This is a genomic window from Paludibacterium denitrificans, assembly GCF_009707705.1.
GTDB classification, from domain to species: domain Bacteria; phylum Pseudomonadota; class Gammaproteobacteria; order Burkholderiales; family Chromobacteriaceae; genus Paludibacterium_A; species Paludibacterium_A denitrificans.
Genome location: NZ_WLYX01000002.1, coordinates 158,846 through 182,686, shown reverse-complemented (window position 1 = coordinate 182,686; position 23,841 = coordinate 158,846). Strand labels below are relative to the sequence as shown.

The 23,841-nt window shown below is 54.0% G+C and carries 26 protein-coding genes and 9 pseudogenes; 30 read left to right on the top strand and 5 right to left on the bottom strand.

Annotated elements, in window-relative coordinates:
• On the bottom strand, window positions 1-366 hold a 366-nt coding region (locus tag GKE73_RS21540; RefSeq protein WP_230371719.1), incomplete at its 3' end, for a cysteine peptidase family C39 domain-containing protein.
• Between the two features lie 279 nt (window positions 367-645).
• Here GKE73_RS21540 and GKE73_RS21535 point away from each other — a divergent pair.
• Both GKE73_RS21535 and GKE73_RS26360 read left to right on the top strand, forming a co-directional pair.
• Window positions 646-1,185, top strand: a pseudogene (locus tag GKE73_RS21535) (transposase); the annotation flags it as partial.
• 347 nt (window positions 1,186-1,532) lie between these two features.
• Window positions 1,533-1,664 (top strand): annotated as a pseudogene (locus GKE73_RS26360) (DUF4172 domain-containing protein); the annotation flags it as partial.
• A 43-nt stretch (window positions 1,665-1,707) separates the two neighbouring features.
• Here the strand turns inward: GKE73_RS26360 and GKE73_RS21530 are convergent.
• Window positions 1,708-1,851 (bottom strand): hypothetical protein, encoded by a 144-nt coding sequence (locus GKE73_RS21530; protein ID WP_230371718.1) that lies wholly within the window; start codon window positions 1,849-1,851, stop codon window positions 1,708-1,710.
• A 162-nt stretch (window positions 1,852-2,013) separates the two neighbouring features.
• Between GKE73_RS21530 and GKE73_RS26355 the strand changes: the two genes are divergently transcribed.
• Together GKE73_RS26355 and GKE73_RS21525 are read left to right on the top strand one after the other, a co-directional pair.
• Complete coding sequence (locus tag GKE73_RS26355; RefSeq protein WP_376767464.1) at window positions 2,014-2,316, top strand: Fic family protein; 303 nt, start codon at window positions 2,014-2,016, stop codon at window positions 2,314-2,316.
• Window positions 2,258-2,581, top strand: a complete 324-nt coding sequence (locus GKE73_RS21525; RefSeq protein ID WP_230371717.1) for a Fic family protein — start codon at window positions 2,258-2,260, stop codon at window positions 2,579-2,581. Before GKE73_RS26355 ends, GKE73_RS21525 begins: the two co-directional genes overlap by 59 nt.
• Window positions 2,582-2,887: 306 nt before the next feature.
• Here GKE73_RS21525 and GKE73_RS21520 read toward each other — a convergent pair.
• Both GKE73_RS21520 and GKE73_RS21515 read right to left on the bottom strand, forming a co-directional pair.
• Window positions 2,888-3,846, bottom strand: a pseudogene (locus GKE73_RS21520) (IS5 family transposase).
• 66 nt (window positions 3,847-3,912) lie between these two features.
• The gene (locus GKE73_RS21515) at window positions 3,913-4,320 is read right to left on the bottom strand and encodes a hypothetical protein (RefSeq protein ID WP_230371616.1); all 408 of its coding nucleotides are present in this window, start codon (window positions 4,318-4,320) and stop codon (window positions 3,913-3,915) included.
• Window positions 4,321-4,676: 356 nt separating this feature from the next.
• Here GKE73_RS21515 and GKE73_RS21510 point away from each other — a divergent pair, with 356 nt between their 5' ends.
• From GKE73_RS21510 to GKE73_RS25165, 11 genes and pseudogenes are all read left to right on the top strand, one after another.
• On the top strand, window positions 4,677-5,216 hold the full coding sequence (locus GKE73_RS21510; protein ID WP_230371716.1) for an anti-phage protein Upx-like protein: 540 nt from the start codon (window positions 4,677-4,679) through the stop codon (window positions 5,214-5,216).
• Window positions 5,137-6,415, top strand: a pseudogene (locus tag GKE73_RS27105) (anti-phage protein Upx-like protein). Before GKE73_RS21510 ends, GKE73_RS27105 begins: the two are co-directional and overlap by 80 nt.
• Window positions 6,387-6,773: an anti-phage protein Upx-like protein gene (locus GKE73_RS27100; RefSeq protein ID WP_512698933.1), complete on the top strand. Its 387-nt coding sequence runs from the start codon at window positions 6,387-6,389 to the stop codon at window positions 6,771-6,773. Before GKE73_RS27105 ends, GKE73_RS27100 begins: the two are co-directional and overlap by 29 nt.
• A pseudogene (locus GKE73_RS27095) lies at window positions 6,661-6,912 on the top strand (anti-phage protein Upx-like protein); the annotation flags it as partial. The gene GKE73_RS27100 and the pseudogene GKE73_RS27095, both read left to right, overlap by 113 nt.
• A gap of 41 nt (window positions 6,913-6,953) precedes the next feature.
• A pseudogene (locus tag GKE73_RS27090) lies at window positions 6,954-7,184 on the top strand (anti-phage protein Upx-like protein); the annotation flags it as partial.
• Window positions 7,141-7,269, top strand: a complete 129-nt coding sequence (locus GKE73_RS27085; RefSeq protein WP_512698932.1) for an anti-phage protein Upx-like protein — start codon at window positions 7,141-7,143, stop codon at window positions 7,267-7,269. The pseudogene GKE73_RS27090 and the gene GKE73_RS27085, both read left to right, overlap by 44 nt.
• Window positions 7,265-7,366 (top strand): annotated as a pseudogene (locus GKE73_RS27080) (anti-phage protein Upx-like protein); the annotation flags it as partial. The gene GKE73_RS27085 and the pseudogene GKE73_RS27080, both read left to right, overlap by 5 nt.
• A gap of 58 nt (window positions 7,367-7,424) precedes the next feature.
• Window positions 7,425-8,510: an anti-phage protein Upx-like protein gene (locus tag GKE73_RS21495; RefSeq protein ID WP_230371713.1), complete on the top strand. Its 1,086-nt coding sequence runs from the start codon at window positions 7,425-7,427 to the stop codon at window positions 8,508-8,510.
• 429 nt (window positions 8,511-8,939) lie between these two features.
• Window positions 8,940-9,116 (top strand): hypothetical protein, encoded by a 177-nt coding sequence (locus tag GKE73_RS21490; protein ID WP_230371712.1) that lies wholly within the window; start codon window positions 8,940-8,942, stop codon window positions 9,114-9,116.
• A gap of 319 nt (window positions 9,117-9,435) precedes the next feature.
• The gene (locus GKE73_RS21485) at window positions 9,436-10,065 is read left to right on the top strand and encodes a GGDEF domain-containing protein (RefSeq protein WP_230371711.1); all 630 of its coding nucleotides are present in this window, start codon (window positions 9,436-9,438) and stop codon (window positions 10,063-10,065) included.
• Window positions 10,066-10,433: 368 nt separating this feature from the next.
• Window positions 10,434-10,547, top strand: a pseudogene (locus GKE73_RS25165) (IS200/IS605 family transposase); the annotation flags it as partial.
• Window positions 10,548-11,610: 1,063 nt separating this feature from the next.
• Here GKE73_RS25165 and GKE73_RS21480 read toward each other — a convergent pair.
• Window positions 11,611-11,736: pseudogene (locus GKE73_RS21480) on the bottom strand (IS3 family transposase); the annotation flags it as partial.
• Window positions 11,737-11,941: 205 nt separating this feature from the next.
• Between GKE73_RS21480 and GKE73_RS21475 the strand changes: the two are divergent.
• The 15 genes from GKE73_RS21475 (at window position 11,942) to GKE73_RS21405 (ending at window position 23,787) form a co-directional block, all read left to right on the top strand.
• A complete protein-coding gene (locus GKE73_RS21475; RefSeq protein WP_230371610.1) occupies window positions 11,942-12,439 on the top strand; it encodes a 3'-5' exoribonuclease in 498 nt (165 codons plus the stop codon).
• A 423-nt stretch (window positions 12,440-12,862) separates the two neighbouring features.
• On the top strand, window positions 12,863-13,327 hold the full coding sequence (locus tag GKE73_RS21470; protein WP_230371710.1) for a hypothetical protein: 465 nt from the start codon (window positions 12,863-12,865) through the stop codon (window positions 13,325-13,327).
• Between the two features lie 515 nt (window positions 13,328-13,842).
• Entirely contained in the window at window positions 13,843-14,832 is a 990-nt protein-coding gene (locus GKE73_RS21465) for a hypothetical protein (RefSeq protein ID WP_230371709.1), read from the top strand.
• 101 nt (window positions 14,833-14,933) lie between these two features.
• Complete coding sequence (locus tag GKE73_RS21460; RefSeq protein WP_230371727.1) at window positions 14,934-15,242, top strand: AAA domain-containing protein; 309 nt, start codon at window positions 14,934-14,936, stop codon at window positions 15,240-15,242.
• 129 nt (window positions 15,243-15,371) lie between these two features.
• Complete coding sequence (locus GKE73_RS21455; RefSeq protein WP_230371708.1) at window positions 15,372-16,016, top strand: DEAD/DEAH box helicase; 645 nt, start codon at window positions 15,372-15,374, stop codon at window positions 16,014-16,016.
• A 244-nt stretch (window positions 16,017-16,260) separates the two neighbouring features.
• Window positions 16,261-17,592 (top strand): VPA1262 family protein, encoded by a 1,332-nt coding sequence (locus tag GKE73_RS24415; protein ID WP_230371707.1) that lies wholly within the window; start codon window positions 16,261-16,263, stop codon window positions 17,590-17,592.
• A gap of 4 nt (window positions 17,593-17,596) precedes the next feature.
• Window positions 17,597-19,408: a VPA1262 family protein gene (locus GKE73_RS24410; protein WP_230371706.1), complete on the top strand. Its 1,812-nt coding sequence runs from the start codon at window positions 17,597-17,599 to the stop codon at window positions 19,406-19,408.
• A gap of 138 nt (window positions 19,409-19,546) precedes the next feature.
• On the top strand, window positions 19,547-20,188 hold the full coding sequence (locus GKE73_RS21440) for a YkgJ family cysteine cluster protein (protein ID WP_230371705.1): 642 nt from the start codon (window positions 19,547-19,549) through the stop codon (window positions 20,186-20,188).
• 243 nt (window positions 20,189-20,431) lie between these two features.
• On the top strand, window positions 20,432-20,608 hold the full coding sequence (locus GKE73_RS21435; RefSeq protein WP_230371704.1) for a DUF3606 domain-containing protein: 177 nt from the start codon (window positions 20,432-20,434) through the stop codon (window positions 20,606-20,608).
• 292 nt (window positions 20,609-20,900) lie between these two features.
• A complete protein-coding gene (locus tag GKE73_RS21430) occupies window positions 20,901-21,218 on the top strand; it encodes a hypothetical protein (RefSeq protein WP_230371601.1) in 318 nt (105 codons plus the stop codon).
• Window positions 21,185-21,568: a hypothetical protein gene (locus GKE73_RS21425; RefSeq protein WP_230371703.1), complete on the top strand. Its 384-nt coding sequence runs from the start codon at window positions 21,185-21,187 to the stop codon at window positions 21,566-21,568. Before GKE73_RS21430 ends, GKE73_RS21425 begins: the two co-directional genes overlap by 34 nt.
• Window positions 21,561-21,923, top strand: a complete 363-nt coding sequence (locus GKE73_RS21420) for a hypothetical protein (protein WP_230371702.1) — start codon at window positions 21,561-21,563, stop codon at window positions 21,921-21,923. Before GKE73_RS21425 ends, GKE73_RS21420 begins: the two co-directional genes overlap by 8 nt.
• A 455-nt stretch (window positions 21,924-22,378) precedes the next feature.
• Complete coding sequence (locus GKE73_RS21415; protein WP_230371701.1) at window positions 22,379-22,534, top strand: hypothetical protein; 156 nt, start codon at window positions 22,379-22,381, stop codon at window positions 22,532-22,534.
• 547 nt (window positions 22,535-23,081) lie between these two features.
• Entirely contained in the window at window positions 23,082-23,432 is a 351-nt protein-coding gene (locus GKE73_RS21410) for a hypothetical protein (RefSeq protein WP_230371700.1), read from the top strand.
• Between the two features lie 13 nt (window positions 23,433-23,445).
• Window positions 23,446-23,787, top strand: a complete 342-nt coding sequence (locus tag GKE73_RS21405) for a hypothetical protein (RefSeq protein WP_230371598.1) — start codon at window positions 23,446-23,448, stop codon at window positions 23,785-23,787.
• Window positions 23,788-23,841 lie beyond the last annotated feature (54 nt).

The following is a 23,841-nucleotide window of genomic DNA, read 5'->3' as shown; positions in this document are numbered from 1 at the left end:
TAACGCCAGGCTGGCGGCAACGGAAGCACGTGAGGCCACCACCAGCAAACGTCCATATACCGTTCCGCCAGAACTAGCCATATCCAGCACCACCGGCTTACCTTGTTTCAGGTCGTGGATCAGCACTTTGTCCCTGATCCACCCGCGCGATGATGAAATGCTCCCGGTTTGACTCAATGCCAATGCTGGCAGAGCGGCATGTGCCAGCCGTCCTATCGGCTGGCATATGGTACAGGCTTTCAGTTCCAACGACTTGGCTACCAGCAACAGCTCGGTTTCAGTGAAGGGTTGTCCACATTGACCATACTGGTGAATCAACTGGGCAGGATCGGCGGCTATCCCATGAAATTGCGCTAACAGTTCCAAGCCGATGAGGCCGAGGTATCACTCAGTGGTTGAGTCTCGTCGTCCAGGTGTGAACTGCTGCATTTCGGCTTGAGGCATGAGGAGTGTCTTAAACATTAACTAATAATTTGGCCTAGCTTACCTCAAAAATATGACATTTAAACTAATTTTTGTCACAAAAATAATTACAAACAGTCAATACTTAAAACATGAAAGCGACACTTAAATACATTTACTTTTAACCATTTTTAGTTTTTATAGGATATGTTGCACAAATCGAGGGTTTGTGTGGCCGGTTGAATAACTGCATGTGCAAGCCCCCTCCTTCCCAAGTACCAAACCACCAACTGGCAAACCTAGCCAATCCCTCAAGCAACGAGGGCAGCTCCTTCTCTGGCTCGACAAAGGCATGGAACTGGCAGGCGCCAGCCACAGGCATGGTCGAGCATGTTGCACACTGGCTGGACCGTTCCCCGACTTCAGTACGCTTTCCCGCCGATAGAGGGACCTGCAGGTGCCATCCCGGCACCAGAAGAAGCAGGGTTGTCTGCATCTCTTGGTGGATAGCACCGGCATCAAGATGATGGGTGAAGTCGAGGTGGAAGGTGAAAAAGCATGGCGCTGATTACCGCTGCCAATGGTGCAAGCTGCATCTGGGGAATTGATGCGCAAACGCTGGAAATCCGGGCAATGGAAGTGACCGATAATCGTACCAGCGATACCACGATGTTGCCGGAGCGGCGGCCCCAGATTCCTAAAGCGGAGCAACTGGTAACGGTGACAACGGATGGGGCGTACGACACGCGCCTGTGCCACGCGGCGATAGCAGCGCGTGGAGCTGCCTCCCATCATTCCCTCATCCGAGGAACTGCCAATTGAATCGCCTCTCGTTTACTAGATACATTTATGGCTGCCTCAAAGTGGAAGCAGCCATTTCTCATCTGGTATGTGAAGGACTGCTTCGGCCGGGGTTGTGTGGAAACGAAATGAATGGTGGACCGTCCAATGTGTCCTTTGCGGTGAACTTGCCGAATAATCGCCGCATATTGCGCGGTGAATTGCTTGCGTTTTGCAGTGAAAGCTGGCCATAATCGCCACGCCATGAATTACGGTGATTACAAGTATGTCTGGCAGGCGCCGGACTGGCCGCACTGGCAGTACGACCTTGCTGTTCCTGGCGGAGGACCTTGGCCGAGGTGAGCCGGGAGCAAGGCTTGTTGCTCGGGGCGCGGCGGACGTCGGCGCGGCCTTGCGCGATCAGGCTAGCCCTAGTGGCGCTGACCGAGGATGTCGTCAAAACCAGCGAGATCGAAGGCGAGCAGTTAAACGTCACTATCCGTCCGCTCCAGCATCGCCCGCCGCCTAGGCGTCGATATCGGTGCCTTGGCGCCGGTGGATCGGCACGTCGAAGGCGTGGTCGAGATTGGTGCTCGACGCGACGGCAAATTGTCGGGAACCGATGTCTTCCGGAGCGCTTGTTCGGCTGGCATGCCGCGTTGTTCCCAACCGGGTACTCCGGGCTTGCCAAGATCAGGTCGCAACGGCGGGATGATGCCAGCGGACCAATGCAGGTGGTGTCGGGTCCCTTCGGTCGGCAAAAGGTGCATTACGAGGCGCCTCCGGCAGATCGCCTGCTGGTGGAGGTCGAGCGGTTTCTGGCGTGGTTGAATGCGGATTCCGGTGAGCCGTCCCTTAATCAAGGCAGGACTCGGGCATCTCTGGTTTGTCACCTTGCATCCTTTCGATGACGGCAACGGGCGGATCGCCCGGGCAATTGGTGACTTGTTGCTGGCGCGTGCCGACGGCAGTCCCAGCGCTTCTACAGCCTGTCCGCGCAGATCCAGCGGGAGCGAAAGGACTATTACGATATCTTGGAACGGACTCAAAAGGGACGCTGGACGTCACCGCTTGGTTGCTCTGGTTCTCGGAAAGCCTGCAACGTGCGGTAGATCAGGCTCAGCTGACGCTTGATGCCGTTCTCCTGAAAACGCGCTATTGGCAACGCTGGGCGACTCTACCGCTCAATGAACGGCAGGTGAAGGTGCTAAACCGCTTGCTGGATGGGTTCGATGGAAAACTGACCAACAGCAAGTGGGCCGCCATCGCCAAGTGTTCGCCAGATACGGCGCTGCGCGACATCAACGACCTGCTGGCGCGCGGAGTGCTGAGCAAGACGGGAGCGGGGGGCGTAGTACCAGCTATGAGCTTGCGGACGGCTGAGTGTCCGGTGAAGTAATCCTCATTTACTAGATACTTTGATGGCTTCTTTCCTAAGGAAAACAGCCATTTTTCGAGTTCTGCAATATCCACTTCTACTTCTACGCGTCGAACATAGGGAGTCCCCTCCCTTGTTGGTTTTCTTAGGGGCCGCGCCACAAATCCCTCCCTCATCTTTGCTAGGGAAGGTCTGAACAAGCCTGCATTTGGCTGAGCAACAGTACATCCCGGCTATGGGCCGACTTGGCAGTAAACCAATTTTGGCATCAATGGGTATGAATGGGCATTCGGGTGGCACTGGGAATGCAGCCCTTGCCTTTGCATTTCAGGCCAGCAACGCTTTTCTCGCCTGCCAGATATTGGATAGTGCGAACTGCATGTACAGCTGCGACGTGTTTTTGGCGAGGCCTTTGTATCTGACTTTGCTGAAACCAAACTGCTGCTTGATGACCCGAAACGGATGCTCAACCTTCGCCCGAATCTTGGCTTTGACCTTTTCAACGGTCTTGGCCCAGCCATCATCCTCACTGTCGGTCAGCACTTTGCGTTTACCCGGACGCATGGCAATCCAGCAACTCACATTACGGTTTTCATGCTCTTTACGCTTGTGCACGCCGACATAACCAGCATCGGCAAAGACATCCGTTTCATGGCCGTGCAGCAGGTGGTCGACCTCTGTGACGTCTGCTGCGTTGGCAGGCGTGGTGTGGACGTGATGAACCGAGGCCTGACTGCGCATCCACACCAATGTGGGCCTTCATGCCGAAGTACCACTGGTTGCCCTTCTTGGTCTGGTGCATGTCTGGATCCCGCTCACCCTTGGCATTTTGGTGGAGCTGGGCGCATTGATCAGGGTGGCATCGACAATGGTGCCTTGTTTGAGCGTCAGCCCTTTGGCGGCGAGATGCTGGTTGATGGTGTGAAACAGGGTTTCGGTGAGCGCGTGCTTTCCCAGTAGATGACGGAAGTGGAGCATGGTGGTCTCGTCCGGAACCGCTTCAATCGTTATCTGCGCGAAATGCCGCATGGAGGCGATCTCGTACAAGCTATCTTCCATGGACGGGTCAGACAAGGCATACCACTGCTGCAGGCAATAGATGCGCAGCATGCTGGACAAGGGATAAGGACGACGGCCATTGCCGGGTTTGGGGTAGAAAGGTTCGATGGCAGCCTCGAGTTTGTCCCAAGGCATGACTTTGTCCATTTCGGCGGGAAGATTTCGCGGCGGGTCTGTTTCTTCTTGGTGGACTGTTCGAGATCAGTGAAGTTCAGCTGCTTGCTCATCGCCATTCCTCGGTGCGGTGGGATGATGAATTTTAACGGGAAGGCCGGGACTTGTTCAGACCTTCCCTAGTCAACATTGCCGACAGTTAGGCTGACGGTATTCTGGTGCGAGTCGATGCTGGCTTTGGGATGTGATTGGTAGTCGGTTTTGGAGTGCGACTGGATGTCAGCATTGGGATGCGAACGTGTGTCTGTATTCATGCGAATACTCAATTGAGTATTCGCATCAATTCCGCCAGTAATTCTTACTTCAAAACCGCCATGCCTTCGCACCTGAAAGCCATCACTATCTCGCATTCCAAATCCGCAACGCATTCGCGTGGAAATGCCTCCATCCAACTCCGCATCACCGCCGGTTATCTTTGCTGAGCGCTCTTCGGTCGAAGCGGCTGACGATGCCATTGCGCGAGATTGACAGTTCTCGGCCAAATGCAGCCAGTCATTACTTGGGAGAGCAGATGTTGAATGTTTCAATTGAATGGTCTAACTGGATGCCCTGAAGAATGGGGGGCCCAGATTTGCTTATCGCGACCGGTGAGAATGCCAACGTCAATCTGGTCTATCCCAGTCCCGGTGGGCTGTAAGATAAGACTGGTTCTGGAGGAAAGCCGCCTGTTTCTGATGGAAAAACAGCCCGTTTCGGCTGTCGATCAGTCTGTTTCTAGTGAGCAGGCGGCGGTTTGGCCTTTGCGGGCATTTATGCCAAAGGGTTACAATGACCCCCTAGTAAGCTGGGGGCCACCGTCTGGCCAACTTTAAATTGCCCCAGTTCCCTGATTGCTGCCTCACGTAAAGTCGAGCTAGCACAATCATCTTGCTTGGAGTTCCACTTGAACGAGCACCTCCCTTCGCCGGATTGGCATTCTTTTCTTGAGACAATGTCCGAGCAGGTCGCTTGGGCAAACTCTGAGTGGTCGTTCGATGATATCGCGAAGGACAACACTGGACTTGTCGCCGAGCTCGCCAGCTTCGAACGGGACGGCACAGTGGCTTTGCTTGCCAGCCTTCTCACCCTCCCCGCACATCAGTCCGAGTGCTTGCGACTTGAGTTTCTCGCTGTCCTTGCCCTCATTTACTGTAAGGGCCAGCAGGCCGCTACGGTCGACGATGCACGGCGATGGTATGCAGCCATCGGCGCGTCGAACAGTGTCAGTGGGGAGGACCCCGCAGAAGATGTGTTCGTCTCCCTTGTTGAGAACGAGAGGGGGGATTACCGGGTACTAGAAGGGGTGTGGGAGGCAGCAGGCTTTTATACACAGCTGATGGTCGACATTGTCTTCGACATGCCGGATGTTAGGCCGCTATCGCCCGCTCAAGCGCGCCGTTCAGGCACTCCTTCGCCTTTCGGACGTCGTCTGTGCTCGCTCTGATCTCCACCGTTTCGAGCACGGTGGTCAAAACACCACCGACTCACTTGAGACCGGCGATCTTGATGCGGACGTGCTCCGCTCACGTGTCATGTTGACCAATGGCGTGCTAAAAGCGGCGGGCGTGGCAGTCGCAGATCTTGCTCTCTTCATTCTCGACCACACACAGATTTCCACTCTTGGCAGCCGGGTGCACGGGGCAGGAGTGCTAGAGGAACGGCCACTGCTCCAAACGCGGGAGGGTCTTGTCGTCGTTCTGCCCACAGCCCTTTCCATCGCTCTTCGCCATGCGGTGATGGCATTCGCCATGCGGATGGGAGAGTTGAGTAACCTCGACAAGGCGCTGGCCAATGCGTACTCTCGCACCTTTTTCGAAATGCCGGTCTTCGGCAGCGGCGGACGGTTGCGGGTGTCCCGGCAGCAGTACAAGATGACTAGATCGGCGCTCGTCACCTCCTCGGTCGATGTGGGGCACTTTATGATGCTCCAATTCGTCTTGCCCCCCATGCAGCAGCACCCAAGTACAGGTTTCAGCGGCATGGTCAGGCTTGATGAGGAGACCGCGAATTTCCTTGACACCTGGGTTGTAAAGAACAGCGTTGATTTGGCCAACCAACTGGCTTTCAGCGTGGCCTAATCGTGCGCGTCGGTTGTGGCTGGGGTGCGGGCTTTGTCGGCACGGTACCCCAGCAGTTGCCCGAGGGATGGCAGTTCGAGTTTATGTCTAGTGCGGATTTTGTCCGCATTGGGTCTCTATCTGAGATGTCCCCGCTTGCCTTCTGGCGTGTACAGGACGCGAAAGAGATAATTGCACGAGCCGGTGTGCAACTCATTAACGTTAATGGCATCCTCAACCTTCTTGGCTGGGTTCGTAGCAATGACGGCCACATGGTGCCCCACGGCGAGTTGCCGGAGGGGCGTATCACGCCGGAGAGTCCGCTGATGCTGATGATTCCGACTAATCTGCTCCGTGACGTACGCATGGCAGCAGACACGGGATATGACCGGCATAGTACCCAAGACAACAGTGGCAAGTGGCACCGGGTAATGCGGCCGTCAGCGGAGGATTTTTCCCGACCGAAAGCGAACGCAAATGCTACGCGTCCATCGATGAGCTTGACGCCCAACGTCTGACCTGTGTGTATGAAGGACAAAGCAATCTGTGGGTGACGATTGAAGCCCCCAGCATGCAAGATCAGTAAGCTCCAAGTCGAACTTACCAAAATGGTACACGTATGGCTTGGGCGGATTGGCGAGGCACTGGAAACGTTTAGTGGGACGACGACCAGAAAATCCGTTAAGGTCTACCTACATTTTTCGGATGGCGACGACATCGGCCGATTCGAGACGGAGGCAGTTCCCCGTGATCTGAACACCTTCTGGCGACTCGAACGTATCCGTGAACAGGGGGCGCTTCGGGTAGTACTCGAGGGACGGGTATCTTGCTGGTTTTCGTGCGCCGGACAACCGTGCAGAACGTGCTCTTGTACGCGCACTCAGCACCGCATTCTCTACTCTTCTTCGGATCGATTCACCAGTCGACAAGGCAATCGCCGTTGAGCAGATGGCTGTTCCCAATGACACAGCGCGCAGCTTCCACCTCATGCAGACGTTCGACTTCAGTGACTATGTGGGTAGCTCGCTGACCCGAAGTCTTTTGACCATCGAGAACGTCGAGTCGGGTGCGGCCCAGGATTGAGCTCGGGTGGCGTGCAGTTGCAGTAGAGCGCACCAACACGGTACGAAGGCAAGAAGGCGGTCGGGAGGCTCCTCAACGACGTGGTGGATGTGCTCCTCCGTGACATGCAGGGCGAACTTTCCCGCTTTGATCGCAAGAAGACTCTCATGCGTCTTCTTGAGAACTGCGAGCGGGCACGCAAAGACCAGAACCACTGGCACCGCACGGCCGCAGCGGTCCTCGGCCTGCATGCTGGTGAGGAGGGGTGTCGAGGCGACGATTGCCAATCAATTGGGACGTTTTGCCGGGGCGGCACTCACATCCCGGCTGATCATCGAACTGGCCATCTGCGTGTGCCCCCCCAGACGGTGGGATTGAGCCCTCCGACATGGCACTCGGTCGGCTCCTTGCACGCGCGTCACTGCTCTTTCGCATCGGTGGCATGTCGGATGCGGTGCGCTTCGGCGCGCTGCTTAAGCCGTTGTCGGCATCTCGCCCACAGGTGACCTTATCTTCCGCGACGAGCTTGGGAAATGGTGCTCGAGCCCCTACTTTCGAAGGCGACCAACGAACGGTTCGAAGCGCATGCTGCACGATTCGAGCGGCACTACGCAAAGACTGGCGAGGCGGAAGACGAGAACGACAAGGCAGACCGTGCTGACGACGCCAAGATCGATGACGAGACCATGTCCTTCCTTGCTTTCTGGAAGGCTGAGATGGGCTTTACGCTCGAAGAAGGTCTCCGCTTCATTGATGCACTCGAGCAAATCGGCATGGAGCAACACTCGGCGATTTTCGAGATGAAAAGGAGCCAACTAGAGGTCGTTGGCAAATCGGCTGGGCTCGACGATAACATCGCTGGCGCGTTCCTCGACCAGTTCGTGCTCAGAACGCGCTCGAAGTGGGATGAGGTGCCAAGCGGCTTTGACCTTTCAGATATCTATCCTTGGCGGTTTGGGCGGCGCCTATCGGTTGTTGCTCGCCCCTTGTTGCAGATGGACGAAAGCCATGACCCGTTGGTGATCGTAGCGCCCGGGCTCCTACGCACGTCCCTGCGGTACGTCTTCGAAGGGGCGCATACTGGGAGGCTCAAACGAGAGTTCTTCCGTACGGAAGGGATGCGGGACGACTGGTTGGGGGAAGCTCGGGAAGGACACACCTTCGAAAAGACCTTGGAAAGTGGACTCCGTGACGCTGGATGGACTGTCCGGCGCGGCATCGGCTTTCCGGAAGTCTTAAGGCGAAAACTGTCAACAGACCACGGCGACATCGATCTTCTCGCTTGGCGCCCGGACCGCAATCAGGTGCTCATAATCGAATGCAAGGATCTTTCACTTACCCGAAACTACTCGGAAGTCGCCTCCCAGCTCGCCGAGTACCAAGGCGATGACATAAATGGCAAACCGGACAAACTCAAAAAGCATCTGAAGCGTGTAGCGCTCGCACGGGAGAACCTCGCTGACATGGCTCGGTTCACGTCCGTGACCGATCCTGAGCTTGTGTCTGGCTTGTCTTCAGTGGTGCGTCCCCAGTCGCTTACGCGCAGTCGCAGATCGCTGCACTGGAAGGTACCCATGTCGGGCGACCGAACGACCTTCTTGAATTCTGATGGAAGGTAACCGGTTCGTCACTGCGTGATGGGATCGCTGTGGGCATTCGTAGCGATCGACCCACGCGTGCCACTTTCAACCTAGCCGTTCTCAAGCACAGCGACATTGTCCGTACGACTCACGCGGGAAGTAGCATGGCATCGCTTTCAACTTGACTATCGACTTGCAGATATTCCTAATGTAGGGGGGCTCTGGCCACTCATTCAATAGTGGTCGGGGACAATCAAAGATCCAACCAGACCGGTTGTCCGCTCAGCCAAACCTTGCTCGTGCTGTGAAATCGAGAGCACAAGCATTTGGATGGCCGACACGGCGACGTGCAGCGCACGCAATACCTCTTCAGAGACCTGTTCGTGCCGATGGTGTTCTATTTCCAGTGCCTGTCGGCATAGGGCAGGATTGCCTACAGGGGACGGGACAGTCAAAGAATCAACAAAAATGGACAAGAAACCAACGGTCACCCTCACCCGGGAAGATCAATTGGAGGTTGACACTATTTGCCTGACTGCTCTGTTTGAGCGTGCTCGCAAGGCAACGATGTTGTCGCCGATAGGCACAGGATTCGTCTTCTGGCTGGTACACGATGTCGTGGCGGCGAAGCTCGTGCTGGCCTGAATCATCATCAATACTTTGCCAGATGTCATTACCTTCGTTCTAACTTCGAGTCTGATAAAGCGCCCACTCCACAACCAGCAGATAACCTATTGGCACAACTTGCAGATCGCCCTTCGTTCCTTGCAGGGATTGTGCTGGGGGTCCGCCGTAATTTTCTTCCATGTGGCGGGGCCAGATTCCTTGGTTTACGACATGACCATCTTGGTGGTGTTGGTTGCCGTTTCCGCCATAAGGCATCGTCAATACGGCCCCTTCATTTCGTACCTCGTTTGGTTTTACCTTCTGCGTACTCATAATCCCGATCTGCTATTACTTCTGGTTGGGCGACCCGATCTATATCAAGCTGGCTACTGGCTCGACCATACTGCTGCTGGTCATACTCCAATTTGGGTGGGATGCTTACCAACAGTTCGTCGATGGTGCGAAACAGTTAGTGTTGAATCGACGAATCTCCCTACAACTGGAAATGCGGAACAATGAGCTTGATGAGCTCAATAGACAGCTCAGTGTTACTGCCACTCACGACAGTTTGACTGACCTGTACAACCGGCATTTCATCGTTGCTCAATTGAAGCAACAACTAGATCTTTTTAGGCGTCATGGCAATCCATGCAGCATCGTTCTGATGGATATCGATCGGTTCAAACAGGTCAACGACCAGTTTGGGCATGCCTCGGGCGATGAGGTACTGGTTGTCTTCAGTAAGCGGACGGAGTCGCAAATACGATTAGGCGATACTTTCGGACGCTATGGAGGCGAAGAATTCTTGCTGATCTTGCCGATGACAGAATTGCCCTCTGCACTGAGTCTTGCCGAACGCATACGTGGTTATTTGGCAAGTACGCCTCTGCTAGAGCATCCTCGACCTTTGACGATTACAGCCTCATTCGGCGTTGCACAAATAAAGGCCAACGAATCAATCGATTCTTGGCTTATCCGAAGCCGATAAGGCACTTTATCGCGCCAAGGAAAATGGTAGAAACTGCGTAATGGGTGATTAATTTCGACCAGAACTTTTAAGGGGAGCGCGGCGTCTTCTCGTGTGTTCGATAGGGTGCCCTCACCCTCATGCCAGTCAACCAAAACTGGCCTTTTTTGATAGTGTGCCAACCGCGGATTAGCAACAACGACCGGGTAATTGCAGTTGATTTAGAGTAATGCACTATTTACGGACGTATTCCGCATTTTTACCGCTATTTTTCCGGCTAAGACCTTTTCATAACGCAAACTCTATCAAGAACCGATAAGTCTGGACGTATTTCGCAACAACCTCTCCTTAAGTTGGACATTTCATCTTTGACATCCTCCCCCGCCCTCTCGCTGCGCAAGGAACGGCCAGATATCCAGAAACGCTACCGGAAAGGCGTGCAGTGATCGCCGTCCTGCTTCGCCTCATTCTGTGGTGGAGCACCGATTTCCATCGTGCGCTAGTACATCGAAAGCAGACACCACACTGAAAGGCAAAGACGGCTACGGCGTCCGCGCTATCCTTCCCCGCCTTGAACGGCGGGGCTTGTCGCGCTCCGGGTAAACAGATGAGGCGCCCCCTAGACCAATATTAAAACTCATTGATCGGTTTTTTTGCCATAGGCGGAACCGATTTTTAGGTTGTTTTCGGATACAGAGGAGCGCGTGGACTCTTTACTGATGCGGCTTTCCGGGTGGTTTCGGATACTAACGGCATACTAACGGAAATTTCCGAACGCAGAAAACAGCTTGACACGTATATATAACAACCCGAAAATCCAGATCACGATCAGTGCTCGAAGTTTGAGCCTCGTAGCGAGTCAAGCGCTCGCCTTAACCTGTAAGTAACCTCTAGCGCTCCAGCGCAAACCATCCATCGTTAGGCTGATGGATTCGTGTCGTGCCACGCACATAGGGTTCATCCCCTCTACGGCGTGCGTCAAAGCTGCAGGATTGAACGACAGTCATCTTCTGCTATACAGCAGACATACCACCAAAAAACATTGACGCTAACTCCCAACTGATACGCAACGCTGCGCATCTCATCGTGCATTCCTAGCTAACCTCGCAACGGAATGCTGGGTCGCCCTCATGGGGACGCCAACGGTGTTGGGGAGAACCGCCTGCCAAGCGGAAAAAGCTGAAATTTGAGCCCTTACGCAATGCAATAAGGGCGGCGCTCGTGTTGACGCTAATATTCAACACGCTGGATCTGGGAGTTTCCGCAGATGGCTGCATTAGCCCGTTATGGGAGTAAGAACCCACAACGCCACGAGTTTATTTAAGAACACTCTTTGGCAAGCAATACTCTGGCTAAAGCCATCTATTTAGCCTTCTCGGCGGTGCGAATCAGAAGTTCGTGAACACGCGCGCAAGAATATTCGATGGCTCGAATTTCTCGAGTACGGTCATCGGCATCGGGTGAAAGTGGTGCCACTGGTAAGACTGGATATGGACCTACAATCACGAGTGTCTATCGCACTCGGTAGCATGACACTGGTATGTCCCGCTCTCCGTGGACAGCGGGTTAAGCACTCAGCACTAAGCGACGTCGCTCGTATTCAACCGGGGTGACATACCCCGGGGTCGAATGACGTCGTTGGTGATTGTAAAAGCGGATGTAATCAAATACATCCGTACGCGCCTCCCTCATAGCTCCGGTACGGGAGGAAGTCTGCTGCCCGTGCGCTGATCAACCGAGGGGTATGGCCCGTAACAGGTCCTGAGGTCGACGGGGGAACGACTTATCTTTTCTTGCGTTCCGATGTCGAGGCATTTCAGAGGCAGCAAGCCCAACTTTTTGGGGATGACGTCCAAAGAGATTTATCGTGCAATGTACTCGGAGAAGGAGACCAAATATGTTGATTTTTCTCGATACTGAGTTTGCCGATTTCGACGACCGCGAGCTGATCAGCATCGGCATGGTGTCCGAGGACGGTCAGCACGTTTTCTACGTGGAGCTAGAGGACTTCGACCGTGATCGCTGCAACAACTTCGTACGCACAACAGTCTGGCCCCTGTTGGGCCAGACACATGGTGCAATGGTCAAGAAGATCGACCTACCGGATCGGTTACGCAGCTGGTTCGACACGCTGCCAAGAAAAATTACGATAGCTTGCGATAGCTCTTATGACCGTGAGGTATTGGGCGCAGTAATCGGCAGGCCGTGGCCAACTAACTTGGTAGGCTGGTTCGACTTACGCCCGCTGATCGATACGACGGTTTTCGACCAAGCTGTGAGCTCTTATCACGATCAACCAGATCGGCCATGGCATCATGCCCTACACGATGCTCATGCCCACAGAGCGGGTTGGTTAGCTTGGATGGACAAACGCAGGCGGGACGACCCTAGTTAGGAATGAGAAGCTGGCCCAAAATGGCACAGCACAACTCGTATTTCATGAAAAACGGGACAGTTCAGCACCTAACAGGATACCCTTATAACATATGTCATTTCAATAATATAATTTAGCAATTTTGCAGATAAAACGTAAAAGCATATGCTCCGATTTGAACGGTGAGATCCAAACTTGAGCTCCACAAACGACGAACCCATACGTATCCTGCGCTTTTGGCGCGACCTAGAGATTTTCAATATCCCGGCCGCCCCTACCTCCCGAGATTCCAACGACCTAACGAAAATCTCCACGCTACGGTGCCGTAACTCACGTAGAAATACCCTACCTTGGCGGCAAGCCGAATTCATACCCACAGACAAGTTTGGCTACGTGCACGTCGTCTATCTGGGGGTCGCTGACACGGAGGATCTATCTCGACTGTTGCTCAAGAGCCTCCTTCCGGACCGCGACCTAAGCGAGCAGGAACGCCAACGCGTAACTGGTAACGGTTGGCTGGCCGCATTCGTGGTAGATGAACTGGGTCGGCCCAAACTCGACAGCTACCTACCCGCCAGCTTCGCGCACGGTGTGGCAGCTATGCGGGAAACAAAAGCACTGGACAACATCAACGCTCGTCTTGAGCGGGCGAAAGAGGAATTTGCCCAGCGCCGTCATCAGCTCCCAGCAAACCAGAAACAGGAAGATGGCAGTACGAATACTGCGAGTCGTGCTTCGGCCGAGGCCATTCTGGATTGGAAGGAACTCGATGAGGAGCTGCGCATCGTGGGCAGCCTGCTCGGCGAAGCTGCGAACGAGCCGAGTCTGGACTGGCGTGTTGTCGTGCGGACCAGTCGAGTCAAGCGGCGCTACCGGATGACGGCCTGCAAGGCGCGACCGATTTCCTGAACTCGTTCTACTTGAATGACCTCGATCGATTGATCGCTCAGGCAGAAAAAAATACCCCTTTGGCAAAGCATTGGGGGCTTATCTCGGGCCAGCGCTGACAGAAGAGCAGCGTGTCGATATTCTCACTGACAACACCGCTATGGCGGGGCTCGTCAGTGCGAAGCGCTGCCCAGCGCACGATGGTAAGCCTCCCCCAAACACCCGCTCGTCCTCGCGCAGCGAGCAGCAGTTTCGCAGGTGGTGAACTCGCTTGGCAAGGCTGAGGGGACTCATCGGCGTTAATGGCCCTCCGGGGAACTGGCAAGACCACGCTTCTATGCGACGTCATCGCCGAGATCGTCACAGAGAGGGCGCGGCGAATCGCGGCGCTGGATCGCCCGGTTGCTTTGTTCGAGGACAAGATAACCGTTACGGGCAAGGGTTTCTTTCCTCTAAAAGCCGATGTGGTTGCTTAAGCACATCAATCGTTGTGACCAGTACGAACAACAATGCGGTCAAGAACATCACCCGAGGAGTTGCCCGCACGCAAGAAGGTCGCAGACGAGTTCAGTTCGGTGGACTATTTTGCGGATGTCATGTGCGAAGTCTTTCGAGCACAGAAGGTTCTGGACGAGAACAAAGAACCCATCGAAACACGGGGGACGATCGCCGCCGCCACGGGCAATGCTGGCAACCGGCGCTCGTTCGCACAAGGCTTCTTTCGCGACGAATACCTGCCCCAACGTCAAGCAGATGGAACTAAGGCGCAGGGAGAGGAACAACTTGTAAGCGCTGATCTGGCAGATGAAGAAACTGAAAAACCATCCACTGCAGATGATCGGCCGCCGTCAATGAAGCAGCTTCTCGAAGCGGCATCAGATCAGTACTGGCGGTACCGGGACGAATGGCAGAAGGCCAAGCAGGCATTTCTGGCGCTCCGGGCGGAATTTGAGAGCTGTCGCAAGGTGCTGGAGCGGGCTGAGAAGGCTGCCCAGCACATCGACGACGAGCAAAGCCGGTTGAGCAGCCTTTTGGCCGAAGAGCAGGCACCTAGCCAGGACATCCAAGCCCGCGAGCTGGCCCTTGCACAACAACGCGTTGCTGTGGCTACCCAGCGCACTGTCGTCGAAGGTAATCGGGTCGTACTGGAGCAACTACGTGCTGGCACGCCACGCAACCTGTGGGACCGCCTGATGGGGCTGTTTGGCCGCGAGACGCGCCGGATGGCAGACTTACGACAGTCCACGGAGGCGCGGACGCAAGCTTTGGCTGACGCTTCGTTTGCCCTCGCGGAAATGTCCAAGGAAGTAGCGGTATCCGAAGCCCAATTGGGACAGCGACAAGAGCAGCAGAAAGCTGTTTCCTCCGGGCGAGTAGCGCTGGAGCGCGAACTGGAAGCCCATCGGCGAGCGCTGCAAGTGCGGCTACGCAATAGGGGCCAAGCACTTCCCCGATACGCAGTTCTGGGCCTTGTAAGCCGATACACGTCACCGCGCCAGCATCACTGTCGGCCCCAAGTTGGATGAACTGCGCGCTAAGCTCTTTCTACTCGCAGTCGATCTTCACCGCCTTACCGTGTTGGCCAACGTAAAGCAAGTTCATCGCCAACCTGCGGGCGGTGAATGGCATGCTAACCGGCGGCTCGAGCGACAAGCTGTCTCCCGAGCACCGTCCGCTGCTGTGGGATGCCCTCTTCTTCGTTGTACCCGTCGTTTCCACGACCCTTGCTTCGTTTGATCGGCTATTCGTTGGCATGGGGAAGAACAGCCTTGGCTGGCTGCTGATCGACGAGGCGGGTCAGGCCACGCCGCAGTCGGCGGCGGGTGCGATCTGGCGCAGTCAGCGTGCGGTTATCGTCGGCGATCCCTTGCAGATTGAGCCGGTTTTCACCGTTCCACGGAGCTGGCTGAGGAGCTGCGACGCCGCCACGACGTAGCAACGCACTGGTCGCCCATAGACGAATCCCGTGCAGACGTTGGCGGATCGTATTACGCCTTTCGGCTCTCGGGTTGAGAAAACCAGTAGTTCATCCTCGAACGACACGCCTGAACGTCTGTGGACTGGCATGCCGTTGCGCACCCACCGCCGCTGCGATGACCCGATGTTCTCGGTGGCCAATCACATCGCCTACGCCGGGCAGATGGTGCAGGGTCGTGTCGACGAATCAGGCAAACCTACGCCACAGGACTTCTCCTGCAGCCTAGGTGAAAGCGCATGGTTTGACGTGCGCTCAAGCCGCGTAAATCACCCCGTTTCAGAGGATGAAATCGCCTGTCTGCTCGACTGTCTGGCGCAGTTACAGCGAGAGAAAAGTGGCAAGACCAAGGTCTATGTGATCTCGCCTTTCCGCAAGATCGCTCAGGCGTGCCGGAAGCGTGTCAGCGACGCGGGATTTGGTGGTATCGAATGCGGCACCGTCCACACCTTCCAGGGCAAAGAGGCGCACATCGTCTTTCTGGTTCTGGGTACGGCCCAGGGCCAAGCTGGTTCGGGCGCCCGAAGCTGGGCGGCAAGCAAGCCGAACCTGCTCAACGTAGCGGTCACCAGAGCACAGTGTCGACTGTACGTAATTGGTGATGTTACCCAATGGGGGCAGCTGAATTATTTCTGGAACCTGCTATATCAGCTGCCAAAGAGAAGCGTCGAGGCTGCGCGAGAAAATGGCGACTGTCAGGAAAGTTGGTCCAGACACGTCGATATCAAGAGTTGATCCCGGAGGAGTAGTGGACTGCCACGGGTCGATTGAGACGATCATAAGTTGTCGGAAAAACAGATGGTAAACAACAATAGAATGCGGAATGGTACTTGTAAGGAATCTATAGTTCCTGTTCTCGATGACCTTCTTAATGACGGCCGACTTACACGGCTGTTCTCGAAGGAGTCCCGCAACTGTGCGTTGCAGCTGTGGATCTTGCAGATCAAGTCCGATCAATCGATTGAAAATCTCATAGCTTATGGCCGCCTGCTCCCTTATAGCCATTCCAGCGACCGCTGGTACGCTCCCTGACGACGAGAGCTTCGAGGCCATAGGTGGATGTCAGATTCAAGTCGTCCGACTAAACCTGTACATCAAAAGTACCATCTGCGCAGACTTTTTACGGCAATTGAGTGCCGGACGAACCCTTGCAGCAATTAGCGAAGACATGAAAATTGGGTGTTCAGCCAAGTTTAGATCACGATTCGGCGCAACGGCACTCCCTGCAAATCATCTGGTCTACCGTCCTGTTGCCTATTTGCTCAACCGCGATGCATATGACCGGAACTCTCTCTCCAGTCCACATGGTGGGGCTGGAGCATTCAGCGCTTCGATAACCCAAGCAGACAAGGTGACGATGTTCTGTCTCGAACAAGGCTGTGACGTCGCCTTAGCCGAATCGGTAATCAAGCACCTCAACGTCGATACAGGGCTGGACTTCGGTGGAGCTGACGCCACTCGCTTTGGGGACCTTGAACTACTAGTCTTTCCTGCACTGGATGATCTTGAACGACCCTTGCTAAGTGTGAACTGGACCCACGCTCCACACGCCTCGGTCGCTCGATTTGATCCTATGCAGATACCGTACTTTAGCGGTTTTCAGTTCCGTCTGAGCATAGAGAATAACGGCCAAATTGCTTACGCAGCTCTCGCTACTGCAGAACGCAGTACGGAGGGTGTGTTCGAATGCAAATTCGAGCTGAGCGACCAGTTGCACGCTAGAACCGACAGCACTGAACTGGAGATATTCGGCTTCTACGGTGACCAATCCCGCGAGAGCACTCTGTGTTGCCGATGGAGGATCGGGTACATTCGAGAGGTCCATCTTCAGGGCCATGCGGTAGGCCACAAAACCAACCCGGTCAAGTTCGATTGGTTGGAAAAAACCACTCATCCATCCGTGTCTGGGCGGGTGAAAGCAGCACTGACGATCAATCGAGGCGACCTAGGATTCACCAACCTTATTGGTGGGCGCGAGGTGGACCCTTGGGTTCCGGCTAACCGCGATCTCATTTCCCTTTTGCACGGCTCCATCCACCGAAGTCAGAGGGGCAGTTCTTCCTGCGCTGGGGGAGGGGAAACGGCGGTAAAGCTTCAATTCGTGGAGTGGTTCAAGGCGATGCTGGCAAAGTACCATCAGCATCAGATAGTAATTTTCGATCCCTATTTTGAGGCTGCCGGTCTGGGGTTAGTACTACTTTGTGCGGCCCAAGAAGCCGACTATATTGTCTTCACGTCTCTACCCAAGCCTGCCGGTGAAGGCCTGAGCTATGCGTCGCAAATCCGACAGATATCCTCAGGAACGGATTAACAACTTGCTGGCAAACTGTGAGCGCAACAGCCCTTTACTAAAACCCATCAAACTACGCATCTATGGCCTAAAGGACGGCAAGCTACATGATCGCTACATCCTGATCATGGGGCAGGACAAGTTACCGATTGCCGGATTCCATCTATCCAACTCATTTCAAGCTGCAGCCCAAAATCAACCATTGTTGGTCACTCCAATCCCTGCAGATATTCTGCTCAAGGTTGAGCAATACAAGTCTGAGCTGGTTCGGGATGCAACAGAAGCACAGCCCGAAGGTGAAACTGAAACTCCATCGATGCGACTTCTCTTCGATTCCACAGCGTCTCCGACGGTGCCTCGACACTACGAGCCTCTTGGCTTCCTTGAGAAGGTCCAAGCAGGCGATGTACTAAGCGCATGGACCGGCGAGCTGTCGTTACATGGCCTAAGCAGCAAGCCGTTGAAAGAGCAGATGATCGTGCTGGGTCAGCTTAAGGATGACTCGCTTGTGCTGCCAGTAACGGCTAGCCTGCGTAAATTCCTAAAACAGCAAGAAGGTAACTTTGAGGGCTTCTCGGCGACATGGGAGGTGCTCGGCGAGGTGCTCGCCTATTCCCGTACCGAGAACCACTACGATCACGGGCTCGAATCTGCGCGTGACTTTCTGGAGTTCCTAGCTCAGTTTCTAAAAGAATCGTTCAACCGTGTGCATAACGAGGTAGATAAGGAGTTGGCAGTGGCAGAGGTCCGGTTCTTTCAGGACCCAGTCGAGGCCCTGCTACATAGCCCTTATTACCCACATCACTTGTCCCATCCGACAAAATTCACAGCCCTGACTTGGTCAGAGTACTACGCCATCAAGTTTCTGTGGTGGTACTTCCCAGACGCTCTGCTGGTAATCGCCGAAGCACAGATGGCTTGTGTGCCAATCGAGCCACAAGGCCGGGACGTGGTGAAGCTATCCCTATTGAGCCAGATCGTCAGTGAGATTTCACTGTCAGTGCAGTTTGACATCAGCAAGGGACAACGAGATCGGCTCGTTCGCAGTAGCAACGGCTTGCTACAGTGGATGGGACTGAACGCAATTGAGCAGCAGCTGGAAAAACCGGGAGGCCTCACCATCGTGCTGCAGTTGGTTGCCGCTTTTGCCTACCCCGAGCAGGTACGGGCACTGAGCTGGATGATTCATCGTGCGACAAGGGACCCGAAGAAAGTCGAGATCTACAACGGCCTAGTTGCAGCTCTACATGAGGTACTGCCGCCGACAATTCCCGCTGACGATCTAAGACATGTGGTTGACTCGATGCGCGGGCATATGCGAGAACTGACCTGGGCTGAGCCTTGGTTATTCCGAGATGTAATCTTCCCCTTGTTGCGGGATGACCGCGCCAACAACGATGATGCCTTCGAAATCTGGCGTGAGGAACTGGCTGCTTTGCTGGAGCCTAAACCTAGGCACCAATCGCGGCTGTTTGAGCTCGCTCGAGAGGGCCAGACGACCAACATCACCGCCTTCCTGTTTGCATACAGCAGCCCCGAACGACAACAGGCTAGCCTGAAATCAATGCAGGATATCCTGAAGTGGCAAAGGAGGATTGTGCAACAGCCTCTCGCCAGCACATCTGACTGGACCCGGTGGGATGATGCCCTAGTAGTATCGATGTGGATCCTGACCTTTGCCCGGTGGGGCCAGTACTACCTATACCAGCGCAGCATTACCAGTCATGAGCTGGACGAGCTGTCACGGTGTGCTAGCGCACTTGCACTGATTAGACCTATGGAAGAATGGCGATCAAGGGGGACCCCAGCAATCCCGGCCAGCTTGCCTCGTTTCTAGATCAGGTGGAAACTCTCACGGCCTCTCGCGACGAACCAAAATAAAGGTACGTCAGGTCTTGATCATGAACTTAACCCTTTGGGGACACTACCCATGGACTTTTCGCCTTCTATGAATAGAAGAAAGCAGGAGATGTGAATGAATGAGCTGATCAGGACTGCTAAGCAGCCCCCCTGCGACGAGGTATCTCAGGAGCCTTTGGCCCAGAGGAATATTCAAACCGCAAAGGCGAATAGCGAGAAATTCACGGCAGCCATTCCTGCCAAGATCAAGCAACGCGAGGATACAATCCAACGACAGCTATCTCTGGAGAATGCATCCGCTTTCAGTAAGCTGAGGAAACTGTATCACCTGCTAAACGAATTAGGTGCCATCGCAGCACCGTACATCGCCTGCGGGAAAGGCTGTTCTGCTTGTTGCCACATGAACGTGATGGTATCTCAACTAGAGGTAGCGCTTATTGAGAAAGAAGTGGGTGCAAGACCCGCTCCTTTGCAGGGTAGCAGAGTACATAATTTGGAAACTTTCAATGGTGTCCCTTGCCCCTTCCTGACCGATGGAGCTTGCTCGATTTATGAGGTTCGCCCTTTTGCCTGTCGAAAGCATATGAACTTTGACTCCTCGGCATACTGGTGTGCTCCGGATCGGTCACACAAGGTGGAAATGCCACTTGTAGAGTACTCAAGTGCTGAAAGTGCCTATCTGGGGTTGACGCGCATTTGGGGAAATGGGTGCTTTGCAGATATCCGGGATTTTTTCCCTTTGACAGTCCAATCATAGGGCAGGATTGCCTACAGGAACCGGGGCGATTCACCCCTGATGAAGCAGTGTTCAAACTTGCTTATCGTGGCCGACTAAAATGCCAACGTCAATGAAAAGCCTCCATGATAAGGTCATTTGTCTAATCAAAACATTTCAACTTGCCTCTTCTCGGACAGAGTTGCAATGTATTCCTTCTTGAAAAACCCTGAACAATTCCCAATATGCATGAAGCCACCACACCGCCACTAAAGGAGTATTTTCATGCCGGACAATTTGAAGATTACGCGCCCTCTGGATGCCACCGGGATCAACATTCATGAGCCGTACGAAGTCAATTACTGGTGCAAGGAGCTTGGTGTGAGCAAAGATACGTTGATTGCAGCAGTCAAGGCGGTTGGGACCTCCGCAGCCCAAGTACGCTCACACCTTAAAAAATAGCGCGGACTATTGCTAGCCACCCAAGCGGGTGGCTTTTTGCCCCCTTCACGTTCAACGACAACGAAGTGGTGGTAGCGACCCGTCTCGAAGAACTACGCAATTTGATGCGCGCCAAGAAAAAGACGAGGTCGAAGTGCCACCAGAAGATTGGCGCCATGAATCGCCCCTCCTTTCCTAGATATCTCATGAGCCACTACCCTGAACTGCCCATGGCGGGTTCAGTCTAGGTCCAATTTGTGCAACGAATCGAAAGGCTAGTAAAATGACTTTTCGATTACAGTCCAGAACCCGCATGTCTTCTATCGTTATCAACTATTACGAACACTACGGTAATACTAGCCAGCAGACGCTACTTGGAACGGAGGTTCTCGATCGGATTGAGGAGGCATTGCTACCTACGAACCCAGAGTTTGTGACTGATTCGATTACAGGCGAGTGGCAGCAAGAAAAAATCTTCATGTCGAAGAAATTTGTCGGCCGAGTTGAATATCGGTGGCAAGTCTTGCAAGTAGCGGGGCATAGTGACGTGATAACCCATCAATTGGTCTTTGATGTTGCCCTCACGTCACGACGCCGGTGGAAAAAGATCGATGCCTCACGCAAATTATGAAACAGCGGAAAAAGTTGCAAAAGCAGATCCTGCAAGCCTTTTTACGCCCATTTCATCTAGTTGAGGTGGAATACGGCCACCCCATGTCGATTGGCAAAGTAACTGGGGAGGTAAAATCAAACAAGCGCTACCCAGAAAGCTTCCAACTTGGCAGCATGCCCAAACGCCGTTTGGCGATCGTGCTAAAAGCAACACAGCGGAAAGCGACTGGCTTGGTGCAAGTAGTTCCGATCTCATCGGTGCAACCATCTGGACACGATCAGTCTTGTGTAGAAGTGACAGACATGATTGCCCCCTTCCGGATTCTCCAGTTACAAGAAGCAGTGTTGGGCGATCTGTGGCATGGTTGAACATGTGTCTGCTACCCGTATTTTCGCTCCTGAGATCGATTTTGGGGGGCGAAAGCATCCCCCTAGCTTCAAAGCCGTACTGAAAGGTGAGGATAAAAAAAGCATCCAGCGTGCTCTCGTTCATGGCGTAGAGGCACAAGCTGTGGTCGAAGAGAAAAATGACCAAATTGCACTGCGTGACAAACAGATTATCGAGCTACAGAAACAGTTAGAACAGTTACAAATGCAGTTAAAAACTGCAGAAATTCATGAAGCTATAGCACGGGAATATTCTGAAATACTTGAGGACAACTTCGAGGATGCTGTAGCCAGAAGGATAATGTCTGAGATGGCTTGCAGTGTTTCGGACGCCTAAATCTGACTTGACATTCACGTTGAGTCCATGTAAGGTTACGCCATCGGGTACAACGAAATGCGGACAGTGCCGTGTTGTACCGTCGGCCCTAAGAAGCCCACTGATGATGTCCTTAGTTAAAGCAAAAACCGCCTTCTGGCGGTTTTGCTTATTCATTTCTGATGTTCATCAGTCTAACTTCAGCTGTCCCTACATATGCCATTGACGGCTTTGTTGCACAAATCGGGGCTTGTGTACGTCCGGTAGAATGATAGCATGAGCAAGCCCTCCCTTCCTCCCAAGTACCAGACCACCAACTTGCATGCCTACAACCAGCCCCTCAAGCAACGAGGGCAACACTTTCTTTAGCTCGATAAAGACATAAACTAGCTGGCACCTACCACAGGCAAACGGGGACGGCAGCCAACTTTCTCCGACGCCACAAGCCACAGGCATGGATTGGACTCTAAAGTGACGTGCAACTCAATACAGGGAGGACGTCGGAGGCACAGCGCGAGATTTTCATGGTCATCGACGTGGGCGTAAGCACCACCGACTTTGGTGTCTTCCTGCTGCAACACAACCCGGACAAGGAGGTCTGCCTGACACGCATTATCCACGGGCACGATTGAATACCTGCCAGAAGCAGGCAACCGGGTAGATGACCTGTTCAAGTTTTACGTATTGAACTCCGAGGGCATCGATCCTGCAGTGCTGAGGGTAGAAGAAACCTACCCGCAGTTTGCTCCCCAGTACCCCCAACTCGCGGTTGCGATAGGCGGCGCTGCGCCAGACCTTCCGGAGCAGGGCGCAATCTTTGCAGATTTCAAAGGACTCGGCGCGAGAACTTACGCGTGATCTCGCTCCTGTGCCCATACATCCATCAAACACTTGGTCGACTGCTTATCCCCCCCCCCAACCATTCTTGGTGGACTGTCCCGGAAGTTGAGGCAGTCCATCCAGCTTAAGTTAGTGTCCACTGAAAGACCACGGCGAATTTATTGCAAAATGAAGCCCGTTCAGATAGATTAAGCGTAGCTATATCCTGCTTAGGGTATGGGCCCTGCACACGGGGTTGAGCTAGCCCGAGTCGGACAGTGTGTAAAACCAATTTTTCGCATGTACTTTCATGTCAGCGTTAGGCGTTAATCGGGCTGCCTGCTGATATTAGGAGAGCACATGTCCGTATCCCATATTGTGGATAGTCTTCGTCACGCCGCCGAGGAAGTTGGTATCTCGGCTGATCCGATGACTAAGGCACGAAACTTCGTTGCCAACCTCTTGTTTGACCGCAACTACGACCAAGTTAAGGCTGCCGAAAATGCTCGGAAATTTGTTCAGCCCCAGCTTGATCCATTACGTACGGCCAAACTAATCCAAGAGAGCCCCCATTTCGCCCCATTGGCTAAGTTCTGCATCGCGCACTTTGATGCATTTATGGGCCATTACGAATTCATCGAATCTGTCTCTTCTACCAATCAAGCTATTCGCCGGGGGGCTTATTCCGCCGCCCCCGAAAGTGACACTTGAACAGGTCAAAGCGATGGCACTTGAAGCTGAAAGTGGTGGTCTCGAACTGCACCGGCTGCCTTTCACGCCCACCAGTTTGCAACAGGGGCCTCATCTGCGTTTCATCCGCGAGGGCCATGGGCTTTGGCATGCCTTGTTTGATGCCTTCTACCAAGATGGTACGGCCGTGAAAACCGTCGAAGTAGATGGGGCAGTATTCCGCTACATGGAGCCGGAGGATGAGGATGAAGATGCCCATGAGTTCCTGTGCCAAATCTATTCCGATGGGCATTGGAAATTGGCGCCAGCCATTCACCTCATCTCAGACGAAGAGGATTTCGGCAGCACGCTGAACACTCTGGCCTGCTGGTTCTAATGCTAAACGTGGGGCTGGGTGCTTCCAAGTCCGCAGTAAGCTCGTTGGAAATTG

Bases quoted from the DNA above. Each gene is read 5' to 3' on its own strand.
- GKE73_RS21440 (WP_230371705.1), top strand. From the start codon at position 19,547: ATGAATGAGCTGATCAGGACTGCTAAGCAGCCCCCCTGCGACGAGGTA.
- GKE73_RS21495 (WP_230371713.1), top strand. From the start codon at position 7,425: ATGGTGCTCGAGCCCCTACTTTCGAAGGCGACCAACGAACGGTTCGAA.
- GKE73_RS21420 (WP_230371702.1), top strand. From the start codon at position 21,561: ATGGTTGAACATGTGTCTGCTACCCGTATTTTCGCTCCTGAGATCGAT.
- GKE73_RS24415 (WP_230371707.1), top strand. From the start codon at position 16,261: ATGGCCGCCTGCTCCCTTATAGCCATTCCAGCGACCGCTGGTACGCTC.
- GKE73_RS21430 (WP_230371601.1), top strand. From the start codon at position 20,901: ATGTCTTCTATCGTTATCAACTATTACGAACACTACGGTAATACTAGC.
- GKE73_RS21490 (WP_230371712.1), top strand. From the start codon at position 8,940: ATGGACAAGAAACCAACGGTCACCCTCACCCGGGAAGATCAATTGGAG.
- GKE73_RS27085 (WP_512698932.1), top strand. From the start codon at position 7,141: ATGCTGGTGAGGAGGGGTGTCGAGGCGACGATTGCCAATCAATTGGGA.
- GKE73_RS21435 (WP_230371704.1), top strand. From the start codon at position 20,432: ATGCCGGACAATTTGAAGATTACGCGCCCTCTGGATGCCACCGGGATC.
- GKE73_RS26355 (WP_376767464.1), top strand. From the start codon at position 2,014: ATGCGGATTCCGGTGAGCCGTCCCTTAATCAAGGCAGGACTCGGGCAT.
- GKE73_RS21460 (WP_230371727.1), top strand. From the start codon at position 14,934: ATGCTAACCGGCGGCTCGAGCGACAAGCTGTCTCCCGAGCACCGTCCG.
- GKE73_RS21475 (WP_230371610.1), top strand. From the start codon at position 11,942: ATGTTGATTTTTCTCGATACTGAGTTTGCCGATTTCGACGACCGCGAG.
- GKE73_RS21405 (WP_230371598.1), top strand. From the start codon at position 23,446: ATGGCACTTGAAGCTGAAAGTGGTGGTCTCGAACTGCACCGGCTGCCT.
- GKE73_RS21410 (WP_230371700.1), top strand. From the start codon at position 23,082: ATGTCCGTATCCCATATTGTGGATAGTCTTCGTCACGCCGCCGAGGAA.
- GKE73_RS21455 (WP_230371708.1), top strand. From the start codon at position 15,372: ATGCCGTTGCGCACCCACCGCCGCTGCGATGACCCGATGTTCTCGGTG.